Raw genomic sequence first — 16,994 nt, 5'->3', positions numbered from 1 at the left:
GCGGCATGAAGAAAAGGACGAGCAAGAATGCAGGACGTGCGCTTGCTTTGGCGGTCGCGCTGCATTTTGCTTTGCCTGTATGTGCGGCACACGCGGAAGAAAGTGTGAAGGAAGGGGCAGAGGTTCAGACCGACGCCGTAAACGTCGAGGCGGATGCGGCAAAGGAAGAGGCGAAGTACGAGTCGCAGTCGACGACGATCATCACGAAGGAGGACATCGCGAGAAAGCAGGCGAAGTCCGTCGAGGATGTGATCTTCAACGAGGTCGGCGTCACGCGCACCATCGACGCGATGGGCAACGTCGGCGTGTCGATCCGTGGCGGCGACCCGCGCCATACGCTGCTGATGGTGGACGGTCAGCGCGTCTTGGGCGGCGAGGCGAAGTACAACGGCAACGGCGACGAGCTTCTGCGCATCGGCGCGGAGAACATCGAGCGCATCGAAATCATTCGCGGCGCGGCGAGCGCCAAGTACGGCGCGGACGCCATCGGCGGCGTCATCCACGTCATCACAAAGAAGGGCGTGAAAAGCCCTTCTGTTGAGCTGAATGTCGAGGGACGCTACCATTCCTCGCGTACGGGCAGTGGCACGGAGACGAACACTTTGCCAACGAACTTCTTCCTGCGCGCCGATTCGGGCGACCTCGGCAAGCTGAACCTCAGCGCTTGGGTCTCGAAGCGCGAAGTCTTGCCCGTCTACTCAGGCGGCAAGCAGTTCGTCATGGGCGAGAACTGGTACGACGACTTCAAGCCGTCGCTTCGCTTCTACGGCTCGATCAAGAACGACGGCGTGAGCGGCGTCTACAGCTTTGACAACGCGAGAAAGCTGACCTTCCGCCTGACAACGGAGCGCGAGGATATGCAGCGGCGCAACAAGAACGTGCTTTATCCGCTCGGCTCCTTCTTCGAGCCAATGCAGATTTATCAGCGCAATCGCTCGCGTGATACCTACAGCCTTGGATTCGAGGGACGTTGGTCGAAAAAGACGGACTACAGCGTGAGCTTCGGTCACGGTAGAATGCGCGAGGACGACTCGACAGTTCTTTCCTACTATAGCGGCGGACACGATAAATATGCGGGCAAGAACAGTCTCGCAGGCGTCGATTGGCTTGAACATCGGCAGACGAATCTTGATTTCCATTTCAACACAGCAGCGAATGACGCGCATTATCTGAGCTACGGTTTCGGTTGGCAGAAAGAATACGCCGAAGGTTCGCGTCTTAAGAGTGCATCCAGAGTGCGAGAGGTGACGATCAATCCGTGGGATTACGACAAGTCGCTGTGGGTCGATGATAATACAGCGGGCATGGACGATAAGCCTGACTCCTATGTACACAATCACAAGTTTATTCGCAGTGATAACGGCTTCATCTGGGACAGCAATACGGAATATTACGGTTCGTCGACGCCGCCGCCGCTGACTTACGAGGAAGCGAAGCGGATCAATTTGACAGAGTATTTGATGAGTGGGACGATTTCCGACCCTGTTTTGAAAGCGAAGTTTGAAGCCTTCAATCGACTTTTGCGAGAGCAGAATGATCTCAGCGATCCGAAATTCGCCGACGCCCCGTCGATGTATCTTGATGCTCCCGTATTCGGGTACTATGGACTTTTTGAATCGGCGGGCGAATCCTATAAGAAGCTCAAGGACATGAAGTTCAACGGGCAATACTTCGGGCAGGAGTTCGAGCGGCGTGCAAACAAGATTCTCGTCGGCGAGGCGGATCTTACAAAGACATACGCCTATATACAAGATACCTGGCAGCTTTCGCCCAAGACGATCCTTTCGCCGATTCTGCGGCTCGATCACAGCGACCGCTTCGGCTCGCACGCTACCTTCAATCTCGGCATGACGCATACGCTTGCGCCGCATCGAAGGCTCAAGGCGAACATCGGCACGGGCTACGCCGAGCCGGGATTGGGCGAGCTCTTCTACAACTGGGAGATGTACGGCGGCACGGGAAGAAATCACCTCGGCTGGTACTGGATCGGCAATCCCGATTTGAAGCCCGAGAAGTCGTTCAACATCGACCTTTCGCTCGAAGGGGAAAATGAAAAGACCTATGCTAAAATTGGCGTTTTCCACAACGAGATTTCCGACTATATGACGCATTACTTCACGGGACAGCTCATTGATTTCAAGTTTCAGAGCAAGACGGCAAAAGATTATGAACCCGTCGCCGACCGTATATATAGCTTCAAGAATCTCGGCAAGGCGAAACTCACGGGAATCGAAGCCGAGGTGCAGCACAAGTTCGACAGGCATTGGAGCGCGAAGCTCGGTTACACCTACCTGCGCGCCATAAACGCGAGCGACGACGAGCTGCCGAGCCGTCTGCTCGACCGGCCGACGCACAAGTTCGACATCGGCGTTAACTATAAGGACGAGGCGCACGGCTGGCGCGCCGCTTTCTGGGGCAGCTATTACAGCAATATGCTCGACAGCAACTCCGTCAAGACCGACAATCTCTTCGAGCAGGACAGTCACGGCAATTACATCAAGAAGCGCGGCGAATATCATGAAAAGAGCTTCGGCATCTGGAATCTGCTCATCGAGAAGGATCTCACGAAGGACTTCACTGTCTACGCGGGCGTCGACAATCTGTTCAACCATCAGGACGACGATCGAGCCTATCACGACCGCACGTTCCGCTTCGGCATGAACGCGAAGTTCCACGATCTCGGCACGATCTTCGGCTATAGCTATGCGCGCAATGCGGCGGGGCAGCTCGTCGATGAGAACGGCGTGCCGCTCAAGAACATCTACGGCGCCGACTGGTTCCTGCGCCGTCCGGAATCGGCGACCGACGACAGGAAAAAGGGCGACCTCGAAGTCTTTGGCGACTATCGTATACGCTCGAACACCTATCGAGGAGAGAACAAGGCGGAAATGCGTGAGACGAAAGAGACGCAGGCGGACGACGCTGCGGCGCGCAACTATGCCGACCGAGACGGGCATGGCTTCGAGCAGCGCCTGCGTGTCGGCGCAAGCTACCGCATCGCCGACAAACTCGATCTCAAGGTCATCGCCTCGACGGGCGCGGCGAACGACGCCGCCTACTCGTCGTCGGACAATAAGGGCCTCGCGGGCGCACATATCGAGCGCGCGGAGTTGACGGGCAGTCCCGACCGCTGGGACTGGACGCTCGGGCGCATCCACGAGCCGATGGGCGTGACGGGCTATTACTTTGGCAGGGAGTACGACGGCATGCGCGTGCTCTATACGGCGAACAACACGCAGCTGGCGTTCGGCGTCGGCAACTTCTCGCGCACGACGGGTGTTTCGGACAGCGCTTACAGCCATAAAGAAGCGGCGATGATTCGCCGTGCGCCGACGCTCAACGAGCTGCTCGGTTACTATGCGAGGACGTTCCGCAACTCCGCCGGCGTGGATGAGCATATCAGCAATGAACCGTATCCGATGCCTTACGATCCAAAGGCAAAGGCAAACTATCGCGAGAAGTTCAACAATGCGGGCAAGATTCAGGATGCAAACGGCAACTGGGTACGCGATCCATCTTTGACCGATGCGCAGATCGCCGAAAAGAAACTTGAGGTTGTGCGCGAGCTGGTCGGCATCTTAAAAGATATAGATGCCGAGATGCAGCGGCGTGCCGATGCCGATCCGCGCGGAACGTATAGAAATCAATGGAACAAAGTAATCAATGGACGGCGAGCGACATCGCGTGTATATTATAATTTAAAGCAAGCGGACATCATTATCCGGCGTGGAGATGGGACGGTACATGATCTCACGCAGGGGAAGCCGCTGGAAAATATTCCCCTTTCTTCATATAACCGCATAAGAGATGGAAATATTGCCGGAAGCCCCAAATATGGCGGCATTGAAGGACTCCTGCATTCGGAGAACATCAAGACGATGATGGACGATGTGCTGAAGGTATATGAGGACAGCGGCAGTACCTACGAAACACGCGACGGCAGGACGCTCACTCGTGACGAGGCAATCGATCACATGTTTAGTTCCTTCGTCGGCAATACAGCGTCATGGTATAACCGGAGCAAGCCTTGGACCGATGCGTTCGGCAAGGTTCGCTATGGTATGACGGATGGAGATTGGAGATTCTATCATGGGACGTCCAAATTCTTTGAAGCTCTCACGAAAGGCAGATTTGATCCGCTCAACGATGCGCCGATCCCGCTTCCCGGCGCACCGATTACCTTCACGCAGCCCGGCTTTTTGCTCAAGCATGACGTCATCCCCAAGATGGAAGGCGCGGGCTTCTTCAAGGTGCGTCATCAGGTCGGCGATCATCTCGGGCTTGAGCTTTGGGCGCTGCATTCCTTTGGCAGGGGTGCCGAGGTTAAGGGAGAGGAACTTCGCATCGCGAGCGTCCTCGGTCTCGGCTCGCGTCTACGCCTCGGACCTCGTGCCATGCTCTCTTTCGACTGCGGCGTGAACCGCTCCGATATGGGACGTTACTTCCACGGCGGCAGAGACGCTGCGGGCAGGTACACGGGCGGCGGCACGAATCCGTACTTCTGGATTCTGCGCCTTGACTATGGCATCGCCGATATGGATCTGCCCGGCACATGGGGTGCGTACTTCGACTACAAGAACTTCGAGCACGGCTCTTTCGTCGGTGGTACGGGCGCGGATCTCCCCGACCGCTACCTCGACGGCATCCGCTCGTTCACCGCAGGCATATCCTTCGTACCAGCGAAGAATCTTCTCTTGGAAGCCGCCTATACCTTCGGCGCAAGGAGCACGCAGACGCGCGATACGCTCTACACGCCCGAGCACTTCCGCCTCGGCGACTACGCGCGCTTCCAACTCACCTATCGCTTCTGAGCATCCGCACATTCTGAGGCAGAAGATAAGAAACAGCCCGATGGGAAATGCTCCCATCGGGCTGTTTTTTCATGTCAAAATTTGTTTAGGCCTAGCGCTAGCCCTGCCAGCCCATGGCGTGGGAGACGGCATTCTGCCAGCCGTCGTAGAGGCGTTCGCGCTCTTCTTTGCTGAAGTGCGGCATGAAGCAGGCGTCTTCCTGCCAGAGGGCGGCGAGCTCCTCCGTATTCTTCCATAGCCCGGCGGCGAGGCCTGCCATGTAGGCGGCGCCGAGTGCCGTCGTCTCGCTTTCGACGGGGCGGCGCACGGGAAGGCCGAGGACGCCCGCCTGCATCTGCATGAGCAGGTTGTTGCGGCTCGCGCCGCCCGATACGCGAAGCTCCTCGATGGGAAGAGCCGCGTCCGAGCGAATCGCCTCGTAGACGTCGCGCACCTGGTATGCCATGGCGGCGAGCGCCGCGCGAACGATATGGGCGCGGCGCGTGTCCTCGGAAAGCCCGATGAGCATGCCGCGCGTCTCGCTGTCCCAATAGGGTGCGGAAAGGCCGCGGAAGGCGGGCACGAAGTAGACGCCCGCCGTGTCCGTGACGCGCTTGGCGATCCATTCGGATTCTTCGAGCGAGTCGAGGATCTTGAGTCCGCGCCGCAGCCATTCGAGTGCGACGCCCGCCACGAAGATGCTGCCTTCGAGCGCGTAGGTAATGCGATCGCCGAGCTTCCAGGCGACGGTGGCGTTGAGCCCGTTGTGCGACTGCACGTAGCGATCGCCCGTGTTGAGGAGGAAGAAAGAGCCTTCTCCGTAGGTGTTCTTCGCTGTGCCGGGCGTGAAGCAGCATTGGCCGAAGAGGTCGGCCTGCTGGTTGCCGAGGATGCCGCTGATGGGAATTTCCGTGCCGAACACAGCGGGAGAGGTCATGCCGTATTCGTGCGAGGATGGATGAATCTCCGGCATAAGAGAGTGCGGGATGCGCGTGTGCTGCAGGAGCGTCTCGTCCCATGTGCCGTGCGCGAGATGGTAGAGCATCGTGCGCGAGGCGTTCGAGTCATCCGTCGCATGCACCTTGCCGCCCGTGAGCTTCCACAGAAGCCAGCTGTCGATCGTGCCGAAGGCCAGGTCGCCCTTTTCCGCCAGCTCGCGTGCGCCGGGCACGTTGTCGAGAAGCCAGCAGATCTTGCTGACGGAGAAATACGGCGAGAGCACCATTGCCGTGTTCTGGCGGAACTCTTCGAGGAGGTCAGCGTTCTGGCGGAAGCGCTCGACGATTTCCTTCGACTGCATCGACTGCCAGCTTATGGCATGGTGAATAGGCCGTCCCGTATGGCGGTTCCAGATCACCGTCGTCTCGCGCTGGTTCGTGATGCCGATCGCTGCGATTTCCGACTTCTTGATGCCCGCCTCGCGAATCGCCTGCTCCGCCGTCCAGAACTGCGCCGCCCAGATCTCGTCCGCATCCTGCTCGACCCAGCCGGGCTGCGGCCGGTAGACGCTCAGCTCCTTCTTGACGAGAGAGACGAGATTTGCCCGCTCGTCAAAAATCGCCGTGCGGTTCTTCACCGTGCCCGAATCGAGTGCAAGGATGTATCTCCTGCGCATAGGAAAAGCCCCCTTCCGTATGATGCCGTTACAGACATTATATCATAGGAAGGGGGCTTTGTGGCTTATGCTTTTTCTTTTCGGTTTACAGCATGCCGATGCCGTGCGATACGAAGTAGGCGGCGGCTGCGCCGGCGAGGGGGGCGACGACGGGAATCCAGCCGTAGGCGAAGTCGCTGCCGCCCTTGCCCGCGATGGGCAGGAGGAAGTGGGCGATGCGAGGGCCGAGATCGCGCGCGGGATTCATCGCGTATCCCGTGGGGCCGCCGAGGCTCAAGCCGAGGCCGACGATGAGGATGCCGACGATGTACGGGCCGTAGCCGGGCACGAAAGGCCCGTTGAGCTTGGAGAAGATCGCCCAGATCATGAAGAGCAGGAAGAAGGTAGCGATGAACTCGCAGAGGAAGTTCTTCCAAGCGCAGCGAATGGCTGGAGCCGTGCAGAAGAGGCCGAGCTTCGTCGCCTTGTCTTCCGTCTTTTCAAAATGCGGCAGATAGGCGAGCCAGACGATGGCGGCGCCTACGACGCCGCCGAGAATCTGGACGACGGAAGTCGCGAGGAACTGCTGGAAGTTGTAGACTCCGGCAAGCATCTTGCCGAGGGTGACGGCAGGATTGAGGTCTCCCTGCGGCGCACCGAGCGAGATGGCGGTGAATACGCCGAAGGTCACGGCAAAGCCCCAGCCGAAGACGATGCAGATCCAGCCGCCGCCCTTGCCTTTGGAGCCTTCGAGCGAGCATGTGGCGCAGACGCCGCAGCCGAAGACGAGAAGCACCATCGTGCCGAAAAATTCACCGAGAAGATTGTCGTACATCCTTGCATCCTCCTATTCTTCATCCGCGAGCCAGTTCGCGGCGTGCTTGACGGCCTTCTTCCAGCCCTTGTAGAGCTTGTCCGCATCCTTCTTGTCGAGGGCGGGCGTAAAGCGCGTGTCGAGCTGCCAGCTCTTCTTGAGATCTTCCTTCGACGCCCAGACGCCCGTGGCAAGACCGGCGAGGTAGGCGGCGCCCAGAGCCGTCGTCTCCGTGATCTGCGGGCGGTCGACGGGAACGCCGAGGAGGTCGGCTTGGAACTGCATGAGGAGGTTGTTGGCGACGGCGCCGCCGTCGACCTTAAGCGCAGCGAGGCGGTTGCCCGAGTCGGCTTCCATCGAGCCGAGCACGTCGCGCGTCTGGTAGGCGAGGGAGTCGAGCGTGGCGCGTACGATGTGCGCTTTCGTCGTGCCGCGCGTGAGGCCGATGATCATGCCGCGCGCGTTCATATCCCAATACGGTGCGCCGAGTCCGACGAAGGCGGGCACCATGTAGACGCCGCCGGCATCGGGAACTTTTTTCGCGACCCATTCGGAGTCGGGAGCGGAGTCGACGAGACGCAGGCCGTCGCGCAGCCATTGGATGGCGGAGCCGCCGACGAAGATCGAGCCTTCGAGCGCGTATTCGACCTTGCCGTCAAGTCCCCAGGCGATAGTCGTCACGAGTCCGTTCTTCGACATGCATATATCCGTGCCCGTGTTCATGAGCAGGAAGCAGCCCGTGCCGTAAGTGTTCTTCGCTTCGCCGGGGGAGAAGCAGTTCTGTCCGAAGAGCGCCGACTGCTGGTCGCCCGCCATGCCCGCGACGGGAACGGAAGCGCCGATGACCGAGGGGACGGTGTGACCGTAGACCTCGCTCGACGGACGCACCTCGGGCAGCAGGCTCTTCGGCACGGTCAGATGCTTCAAGAGCGCCTCGTCCCATTCGAGCGTCTTGATGTTGAACATCAGGGTGCGCGATGCGTTGGAGTAGTCCGTCTTGTGCTCTTTGCCGCCCGTGAGCTTCCACAGGAGCCAAGTGTCGATCGTGCCGAAGGCAAGCTCGCCTTTTTCCGCGCGTGCGCGTGCGCCTTCCACATGGTCGAGAATCCACTTGACCTTCGTGCCCGAGAAGTAGGCGTCGATGACGAGTCCCGTCTTCTCCTTGAACTCATCGACAAGACCCTGACGCTTCAAGTCCTCGCAGATGTCCGCCGTCTGGCGCGACTGCCAGACGATGGCGTTGTAGATCGGCCGCCCCGTCGTCCGATCCCAGATGACCGTCGTCTCGCGTTGGTTCGTGATGCCGATGGCGGCGATGTCGCTCGCGACGAGTCCCGACTGTTCGAGAGCTTCCCTCATGACCTCGTGCATGGAGCTCCAGATCTCTTCCGCGTCGTGCTCAACCCAGCCGGGCTGCGGGAAGTGCTGCGTGAACTCCTTCTGCGCGACGCCGACGATCTTGGAATCTGCATCGAAGATGATGGCGCGGTTGCTCGTCGTGCCGGCGTCAAGCGCCATGACGTATTTCTGTCCCATATTGCCACTCCTTTTCTTTCGTTTCTCAGACCTTCTTCTTCTGCACGCCGTCATAGCGTCGTGCAGGCCTCGTTGGATGAAACTGTGGGGTGGTGCTTTCTTCACGTTTCTTGATGACCGCCTCCCTTCCGGGCGAGATTCCTTCCCCTGCGGCTCGTCGTGCTGCAGGAGGCTTGCGGAAGCATTGGACTTATCTGCGCTTCCTTATTTATATCCATACGCTTGCGCGAGGATTTCGATAGGATGGCACGTCGCCCTGCCCGAGCCGTGGCGGATCTGCAGACGGCAGGTGCCGCAGTCGGAGACGACGGTGTCAGCGCCGACCTCGGCGATGCGCTCGAAGACCTTTTCGCCGACCTTCATGGAGATCGCGTACTTGTCGCCCTTGAAGCCGAAGCTTCCCGACATGCCGCAGCAGCCGGCGGCGAGGTTCTCGATGGAAAGGCCGGGGATGCGCTGCAGGAAGTTGAAGGACGGCAGCCCGATGCCTTGGGCGCGCAGATGGCACGGCGGATGGTAGGAGAAACGCCGCTCGATGGGGGCGAAGTCCTCGCTGAGTTCGCCGCGCTCCTCCATGATCTCGAGGAACTCGAAGGCGTCGTAAATGCCCGAGGAAATCTCGCGCATTTCGGGGTCTTCGAAAAGCTCGTGGTACTCGCTCTTGAGCATCAAAGAGCAGCTCGTGCAGCAGGCGACGACGGGAATGCCCTTCGCCTTCCATGCGAGGATGCGTTCGGCGTTCTTTTTCGCGTTTTCGTGCGCCTCGTCGAGGTAGCCCGAGGCGACCATGGGAGCGCCGCAGCAGATGAAGGATTTGTCCGTGATGACCTCATAGCCGTTCTTCTGCATGACGTTGATGAAGGCGCGGCCGATTTCCGGCTCGTATTCGTTGATGTAGCAGCCCGGGTAGAAGACGACCTTCTTCTCCGAGGGCTTCTGTTCCATCTTGGCGAAGATGCTGTAGAAAGAATCGGGCGCGAAGGCGGGCATATCGCGCTCGCCCGTGATGCCGACGGCGGCGAAGACGCCGAGCGCCTTGCCGATCTTCATGCCGATGTTGGCGCATGTTGCGCCAAAGGGCAGGGAGCGCACGAGCTTTGCCATGCGCTCGCCGTGTGCGAGCATGTCGTCCCTCTGCGAGTGCTTGTGCGTGCGGTAGTATTCGCCGCGCTGCAGCATGTTGAGCGTCGCGACGCGCACGCCCGAGGGACAGGTGATCTCGCAGTTTTTGCAGTTCGAGCAGTATTCGAGGCTGCGCTCGACGTCGTCCTCAGCGAACTTCATGCGGCTGTGTGCGGGCCCCGTGAGCTTCGGGCCGGCAAAGGCGCGCGTGGCCTCCGTCACGGGGCAGTTCGCGATGCAGCAGGTGCAGGCGATGCAGTGGTCGGCGGTGTCCGGCGTGTTTTCATGCAGTTCAAAAGTTTTTTCCATCAAATTCCGCTCCTTTCACGCCTGTGCCGCTTTGTAGGCCGATGCCAGCGCCACGCCGTTGCCCGAATGCTCGCGACAGAAGTCGCAGCCCGCAAGCTCGCGCCCGATGACGTGGACATTTTCGAAGACGAGTGCGCCTTTTTCATCGACGGGGCGAAGCATTTCGTCCGTGCGGACGCCCGCCTTCATGAAGGGCTGAGCATCAAAGATGTCGGCAGCCGTCCACTTCTCGGGGTCTTTTTCGCACGCGACGGGCAAATCGAAGATCGGCTCATAGGCTTCCCCGGGATTCTCGGAGATGAGTCCGGCGCTGTAGAAGCCGCCCGTCGCGAGGATGAACTTCTCGGCGCGGTAGTCCTTCTCGTGGACGCCCGTGACGCGGATGGAAAGGCAGCGCTTGCCATCCGCTGAAAAACCCGTGACGCGGGCGTTTTCGAAGAATTCGACGCCCATGCGGCGCGCCGCTTTCATGAGCACATCGCGCAGGCGCATGCCGTTCGCCGAGGGCGGCATGGCGGTCGTCTCAAGGATCTTTCCCTTCATCGCCGCCTGCAGCTTCTTGCAGACCCTTTGGCCGCGCACGCCGAGGATCTGCGGGAAGATGAAGACGCGGTTTGCGCCGTCCTCGGCGGCGAGTTGGCGGCTGACCGTCGTTGCACCGTCGCCCTCAAGCCAGCGAGCGGCGTCGAGGATCGAGAGATCGCGCTCGGCGATCGGCTCAGGCATGACCTCGAACGTGCGGATGCTCGAAGCCTCCTTGAGCGTGTCGGCAAGGTTCGCCGCGATCATCTCGGGGTAGCAGTCCTTGAGCCCCTTGACGCCGACGACGATGACGTCCTTGCCGGCGAAGTCCGGCGCCTGCATGGATGAAGGCACGAGACACGAGGGCTTCAAGGTACCGACAGGCGTCACGGCAGATTGTTGTTCATGCAGGCTGCCGCAGTAGGGGAAGCCCTCCTCTTCCATGAGCTTGAGGAAGAAGTCGGCGGCTTCTTCGATGGATTCTTTGCCGATTCTATGGTAAGGATGCTCGGCGGGCAGCTGCTCGATTGCCGCCAAGGGATCCTTCACCCATGCGCGCGCTTCGTCGTAGCCGAGGAGGTCGATGAGTCCGCTGTTCAAGGGGAAAGAACCCGAGCCGTAGAGGAATACGCTCGCTTTTTTGCCGTTCTTGGCGCAGACGATGGCGGCCATGAGACCGGCAAAGCCGCCGCCGATGATTGCTACGTCCCGTTGTTTCATGCTTTCTTGCCTCCATTGACATTAAAGGAAAGCTCGTAGAGAGCTCGCGTCATCTCCGTCTCGCGGATGTTGCGTCCCATGAGGACGGGGCGCACGCCCTTCCAGCGGCCCTGCAAAAAGCCCTTGAGCTGGCCGAGCGAATCCTTCGCGCCCTCTGTGCTGCCGACGCGTCCGAAGATGCCGGCGGCGCGCAGGCTGCAGAAATTGCCCTGGCACGTGCCCATGCCGAGGCGCGTGCGGCGCCGGATGTCGTTGATGATGTGGCTGTCCGCGCTCTTCGCGATCTCCTCGATCTCTGCGAGCGTGATGTTCTCGCACTCACAGATGAGAGCGCGAGACTCCGGCTCCTCTTCGAGACGTTTGGCGACGCGCTCGAAGGCGTCCGGGCCGAGGCGCGTTGCCGCGAGGTTCGTGCCGAAGGACGGGAAGTACTTCGCCGCCTTCTTCTTCGCCTCCTCGCTGACTTCGGGCACGAGCGGCTCGTCGGCCGTGCGGCACGGCGTCTTGACGTTGAGCTTCTCGGCGATCTGGTCGCTGATGCGCTCCGCCATCAGACGGTACGTCGTGAACTTGCCGCCGACGATCGTCATCATGCCCTTGAGCCCGTCGTTTTCGTGGTCGAGAATCACGAAGCCGCGCGACGCGCCGCGCCCCGATGCGCCCGGCTGCTTGTAGAGCGGACGCGAGCCGGCGAAGGCGCGCAGAATGCGGTAGTGGCGCAGATCCTCGAAGGTCTCTTCGCCGATCTTCATCAATGCCTCGATCTCCTCGTAGGACGAGCTCGTGTCCTCGGGATCGTCGATGCTCATCGACGTTGTGCCGAGGATCGTGATTGAGCCGTGCGGCACGAAGATGTCGCCGTCCGACGGCTTGTGCAGACGATTGACGACGTGGTTCGCGAGGCGCTGGTTGAAGGCGATGAGCGTGCCCTTGTCGGGCTGCACGGGGACGTTGAGTCCCGCAAGCTCGGCGACCTTCTCGCACCAGCCGCCCGCCGCATTGACGAGGATGTCGCAGGCGATCGAGTATTCCTCGCCCGAGAAGCGATTGCGCACGCGCACGCCTTCAAGCTCGCCGTTCTTCTCTTGGATGCCGACGACCTCGGCATACGTCTTGTAGCGCCCGCCGTAGCGCACGGCGGAAGCGACGTTTTGGCACGACATGCGGAAACCGTCGATCGCCGCGTCGGGCACGGCGTAGGCGGAGACGATATGACGCGACAGGCGCGGCTCCATGCGGAACGCTTCGTCGAGCGTCAGAGGGCGCGCCTCGATGCCGCTCACCCGACAGCCCTCGACCCAGCTCGCCTCGAAGTCCGCATCGTCCGAGTCGAGACGCACGAACATGCCGCCGATCGGCTCGACGCACGACTTGCCGATCTTTCGGAGGATCGTGTTCTCCTCGATGCACTCCTTTGCAGCCTCCTGATCCTTGACGGCGTAGCGTCCGCCGCTGTGCAGAAGCCCGTGGTAGCGCGAACTCGCGCCGTTGACGAGATCCTCCTTTTCGAGCAGCAGCACGTCGATGCCGCGCATGGCGAGATCGCGCAGAATGCCGACGCCCGTAGCTCCTCCTCCGATGACGACGACCGTTGCCTTCTCCATATCGTTCTCCTTTCTTCAAAAGCACGGATAAGATGAAGCCTCTCCGTGTCTGCCGATCTGCCCGAGCGCTGCCGCGCATCGCTGCGCCGTGAATTTTGCGCCGTGCAGGAAATATTCTTGGACATGAAACGAAATTTTGCCACGACTTGACAGGTAATACGATTTTTCGTTTCCGAAAGACGCAAAAGCCTCTTTTTCTTGACAAGTTCATGGTATCATAAATTTTCAGATTTATCAATATAAAATCGAGGGATTTCCAACGAAAAAAGAAAATTATTGCAGCGACATTTTGAAGGAGAACATTTTGGCGCATGCCATGCGAGGCGGAAGGTTGCTCGTTTTGCTCCTGTCGTAGTATAATGGGGGCGAGAGGAGGCAGACGGCATGGCGATTCAGATGGACGGACAGAAGGAGCGATATAAAAGCTGCATCGAGCGCTTGTGCCTGATGGATGATACGTTCTTCAACGTATGTATGGATGGCTATCTTGCGGGGATGGCGTGCATCCTGCGCATCATCCTGGCGCTGCCGGAATTGATTGTCGAGAGCGTCACGGTGCAGAAGACGACGGACAGCCTCCATGGCCGCGGTGTGAGGTTCGACGCCTTCGCGCGAGCGGGCGAGAGGCTCATGAACATCGAGGTGCAGCGGGACGATCGAGGGGCTGTGCCTGAGAGAGCGCGATTTAACAGCAGCATGATGGATGCGAGGGAACTGCAGAAAGGCGAGGAAGTGACGGAACTGCCCGAGACGTATGTGGTGTTCATTACGGAAAAAGACGTTTTAGGCAAGGGGCTCTCGCGCTATCATATTGAGCGAACAATCAAAGAAACGGGTGAAGACTTTGGTGATCGATCACATATCATCTACGTCAACGGTACAATACAGGATGAGACGCCGTTGGGCAGGCTGATGCACGACTTCTTTTGTCAAGATGCGGAGAAGATGTATTATGAAGAACTGAGAAATCGGGCGAGTTTTTTCAAGAATGAAGAAGGAGGTCGAGTCGAGATGTGCAAGATCATGGACGAGATTCGTCAGGAAGGTGTTAACTGGGGCATGGAGCGCGATCGTTTGGAGAGTTTGCGGACAATCATGCAGACGATGCGGTTGTCAGAAGATGAAGCGATGAACGCACTTCTGATTCCGCCCGAAAAGAGGGCGAAGTACAAGGAGCTTTTGGCGCAGTGAGCGATGAACTCGTATTGTGAAATATACGAAATGAAATACATGCACGGCAAAAAGGAGGCGAAAGCGTGACGCGTGAGGACTATGTCAAGTCGCTGATCAAGTCGAACGGCTGCAATCTCAAGGAATTCGCGGCGAAGATCCACATGCCGTACACGACGCTTCTTTCCATATTGAATGGCTCCATCGGCGGCGCGGCGATGGACAACGTGCTGAAGATCTGTCGTGCGCTCGATCTGACCGTAGAAGAGCTCAACAATATCGTCGCGAAGTCCGCACCTGTGCGCGGGCAGGAAGCGGACGGCATCGACCCGCATTTATTGGAGTTGATTCGCAAGTTGCCGATGGAAAAGCAGCTGGCGTTGAAGCTGCTTTTGGCAGATATGTGAAGGCGCAGCAGGAAGGGAAATCCTTCGTAAAGAATCTGCGTTCTTGAAAGCTGCTGTGCTCCCTAAAAGAGCGGGCAGCTTCTTTTTGCGTCGTTTTTTGGCACAAAAAAACGCCGCAGATGCGGCGTGATTTGCATGGCTGGGGTAGCTGGACTCGAACCAACGCATGCGGGATTCAGAATCCCGTGCCTTACCAACTTGGCGATACCCCATTGACGAGCGTTGCTGTCAACGTTGACTATTATAGGAGAAAATACGTGCACTGTCAATCCCTTTTTTATAAAAATTTACGATTCGATGATTCTTTGGCTGACAGGAATATAAAAACAAGCTATAATATAACTGGAGGGAATGGCATAGAAAAGGGGGATTCTTCATGCAGACAATCGAGGATTTCTACCGTGAAGCGCTGAAAAAGGCCACAGGGCGAGAGGAGTTCGAGTACGATCCCGAGCAGCTCAACTGTCTTTTCCATCCGACAGTGCATGAGCCGGTCTGGGACGAGGAAAAGCTTTCGGACGAAGGGCAGAAGAAAGCGCTCACGAAGGATGCGCGTGCCGTCTTGGAAGACGTCCTCGCGGGCAAGCGGGCGGGGCGCAAGGCGTACATCCTGCTCGCACCGGCGTTCCTCGGACAGTATCACGATGTCAAGACGGGGCAGATCCGCAACGCTTTCCGCAAGATGGGGTTCGACGGTCTCGTCGAAGTCGCGCTCTTCGCCGACATCTTGACGCTCAAGGAAGCCTTGGAGTTCGACCGCAACATCCAGTCGGAGTCGGATTACATGCTCACGAGCTGTTGCTGTCCCATGTGGGTGGCGATGATCAAGAAGAGCTTTCGGCATCTCATGCCGCATGTGCCGCCGTCCGTCTCGCCGATGATCGCCGCAGGACGCACGGTGAAGAAGCTCTATCCCGACGCCTTGACCGTGTTTTTAGGGCCGTGCATGGCGAAGAAGACGGAGGCGAAGGATCCTGACCTCGTCGGCGCCATCGACCATGTACTGACGTTCCAGGAGTGCAAGGACATCTTTGACCGCCTCGGCATTCATCCGCAGGATCAGTCGGACAAGAAGCGCGTCTACTCGTCGGAAGCGGGACGCATCTACGCCTACGCGGGCGGCGTATCACAGGCGGTGCAGATGACGCTCGACCGGCTGAGTCCCGAGCGTGCGATCAAGGTGCGCTCGCGCCACGCGAACGGCGTCGCCGAGTGCAAGCAGATGCTCAACGACCTCATGGAAGGAGAGGTCAAGGCGAACTTCTTCGAGGGCATGGGCTGCGCGGGTGGCTGTGTCGGTGGTCCGAAGAAGCTCATTCCGCAGGAAGAGGCGAAGGAGCACGTCAAGGCGTACGGCAAGCGCTCGCCGTACCGCACGCCGCTCGACAATCCTTACGTCTTGGAGCTTCTGACGCGCCTCGGCTTCTACACGCTCGAAGGGCTGTTGTACGACGAGACGTTCTTTTCGAGGAAGCGCTTTGCCTGACGAAGAAAGCAGTTTGAAACTGAAAATGGGACGGTGCGTATGCCGAATGTGGCATACGCACCGTCTTTTTTGCTCCGTGACATCCTGCAAATCCCTGCCGCAACTGTCGCATGACGGGCGACCACGATGGGGCATTTTCCAGCTATACTGATGATGTAGACCGATGGCATCGCCGGCATGACAGGCGAGCCTGTTTTCATCGCAGTGTGGCAGTAAAAGGAGAGGGAAGCCATGACGTATCGCAGGATTTTGGCAGTAGGGGACATTCACGGTCATTTTGAGAAGTTTCGCTCCGCTTACGAGAAGGCGAAGGTCGACGCAGCAGACGACCTCCTCGTGTTCCTTGGCGACTACATCGACCGCGGCCCTTCGGTGCGCCGCACGTTGGAATTCGTCATGAAGCTCGCCGAGGAAAAGAATGTCGTCCTTTTGCGCGGCAACCATGAGCAGATGATGCTCGACTATTTCTTCGGCGGTGCGACGGGCGAAAGTTGGCTGATGAATGGCGGCAGGGAGACGATGGCGGAACTTCTGGCATGGGAAAAGGAGTCGCCGGGGACAATTGCGCGCGTACTCGCCTTCCTGCGGGAACTGCCGCTTTCGCATACGGTTGAGCAGGAAGGGGAACGCTATTTCTTCGCACATGCGGGTGTGCGTCCGGGCGTCGCCTTCGAAGAGCAGCGATCGAACGACCTCCTGTGGATTCGCGAGGAGTTCTATGAGCATTACGCGGGTGACGACATCGTCGTCGCCGGACATACGCCGACCTTGTTTCTTGACGGGAGAGGAAAGCCGCTCTTCCTCAACAAGCGCATCATTCTTGCTGATACGGGATCTTACTTCCCCGAAGGGCATGTTTCCATCGTTGATGTTCTCTCGCGGCGCTTTTGGCAGAACGCTGCATGAGAACACTTGCCAAA

At 59.0% G+C, this 16,994-nt stretch carries 11 protein-coding genes and 1 tRNA gene; 5 read left to right on the top strand and 7 right to left on the bottom strand.

Going from position 1 to position 16,994, the window contains the following annotated elements; translation table 11 throughout:
• The first annotated feature begins 5 nt into the window (after window positions 1-5).
• The gene (locus SELSP_RS09740) at window positions 6-4,811 is read left to right on the top strand and encodes a TonB-dependent receptor plug domain-containing protein (RefSeq protein ID WP_006190654.1); all 4,806 of its coding nucleotides are present in this window, start codon (window positions 6-8) and stop codon (window positions 4,809-4,811) included.
• A gap of 97 nt (window positions 4,812-4,908) precedes the next feature.
• On the opposite strand, the gene glpK (SELSP_RS09735) is transcribed toward SELSP_RS09740, so the two are convergent.
• The 6 genes from glpK (SELSP_RS09735) to glpA form a co-directional block, all read right to left on the bottom strand.
• Complete coding sequence (glpK, locus tag SELSP_RS09735) at window positions 4,909-6,405, bottom strand: glycerol kinase GlpK (protein ID WP_006190655.1); 1,497 nt, start codon at window positions 6,403-6,405, stop codon at window positions 4,909-4,911.
• 85 nt (window positions 6,406-6,490) lie between these two features.
• Window positions 6,491-7,219, bottom strand: a complete 729-nt coding sequence (locus tag SELSP_RS09730) for an MIP/aquaporin family protein (RefSeq protein WP_006190656.1) — start codon at window positions 7,217-7,219, stop codon at window positions 6,491-6,493.
• A gap of 12 nt (window positions 7,220-7,231) precedes the next feature.
• Window positions 7,232-8,734: a glycerol kinase GlpK gene (glpK, locus tag SELSP_RS09725; RefSeq protein WP_006190657.1), complete on the bottom strand. Its 1,503-nt coding sequence runs from the start codon at window positions 8,732-8,734 to the stop codon at window positions 7,232-7,234.
• 204 nt (window positions 8,735-8,938) lie between these two features.
• Entirely contained in the window at window positions 8,939-10,165 is a 1,227-nt protein-coding gene (locus SELSP_RS09720) for an anaerobic glycerol-3-phosphate dehydrogenase subunit C (protein WP_006190658.1), read from the bottom strand.
• A 15-nt stretch (window positions 10,166-10,180) separates the two neighbouring features.
• Entirely contained in the window at window positions 10,181-11,407 is a 1,227-nt protein-coding gene (gene glpB, locus SELSP_RS09715; RefSeq protein WP_006190659.1) for an anaerobic glycerol-3-phosphate dehydrogenase subunit GlpB, read from the bottom strand.
• Entirely contained in the window at window positions 11,404-13,011 is a 1,608-nt protein-coding gene (gene glpA / locus SELSP_RS09710; protein WP_006190661.1) for an anaerobic glycerol-3-phosphate dehydrogenase subunit GlpA, read from the bottom strand. The genes glpB and glpA overlap by 4 nt, the downstream gene beginning before the upstream one ends.
• A gap of 384 nt (window positions 13,012-13,395) precedes the next feature.
• Here glpA and SELSP_RS09705 point away from each other — a divergent pair, with 384 nt between their 5' ends.
• A complete protein-coding gene (locus tag SELSP_RS09705; RefSeq protein ID WP_006190665.1) occupies window positions 13,396-14,202 on the top strand; it encodes a PD-(D/E)XK nuclease family transposase in 807 nt (268 codons plus the stop codon).
• Window positions 14,203-14,267: 65 nt separating this feature from the next.
• The gene (locus SELSP_RS09700; RefSeq protein ID WP_006190666.1) at window positions 14,268-14,588 is read left to right on the top strand and encodes a helix-turn-helix domain-containing protein; all 321 of its coding nucleotides are present in this window, start codon (window positions 14,268-14,270) and stop codon (window positions 14,586-14,588) included.
• 136 nt (window positions 14,589-14,724) lie between these two features.
• Here SELSP_RS09700 and SELSP_RS09695 read toward each other — a convergent pair.
• Window positions 14,725-14,800: transfer RNA gene (locus SELSP_RS09695), tRNA-Gln, on the bottom strand.
• A 164-nt stretch (window positions 14,801-14,964) separates the two neighbouring features.
• On the opposite strand from SELSP_RS09695, the gene SELSP_RS09690 reads away from it, so the two are divergent.
• Both SELSP_RS09690 and SELSP_RS09685 read left to right on the top strand, forming a co-directional pair.
• Entirely contained in the window at window positions 14,965-16,074 is a 1,110-nt protein-coding gene (locus tag SELSP_RS09690) for a [Fe-Fe] hydrogenase large subunit C-terminal domain-containing protein (protein WP_006190671.1), read from the top strand.
• Between the two features lie 249 nt (window positions 16,075-16,323).
• Entirely contained in the window at window positions 16,324-16,980 is a 657-nt protein-coding gene (locus SELSP_RS09685; protein WP_233275173.1) for a metallophosphoesterase family protein, read from the top strand.
• Window positions 16,981-16,994: the final 14 nt, after the last annotated feature.

This window comes from Selenomonas sputigena ATCC 35185 (genome assembly GCF_000208405.1).
GTDB classification, from domain to species: Bacteria; Bacillota; Negativicutes; order Selenomonadales; family Selenomonadaceae; genus Selenomonas; species Selenomonas sputigena.
This window is presented reverse-complemented; position numbering and strand designations above follow the sequence as displayed.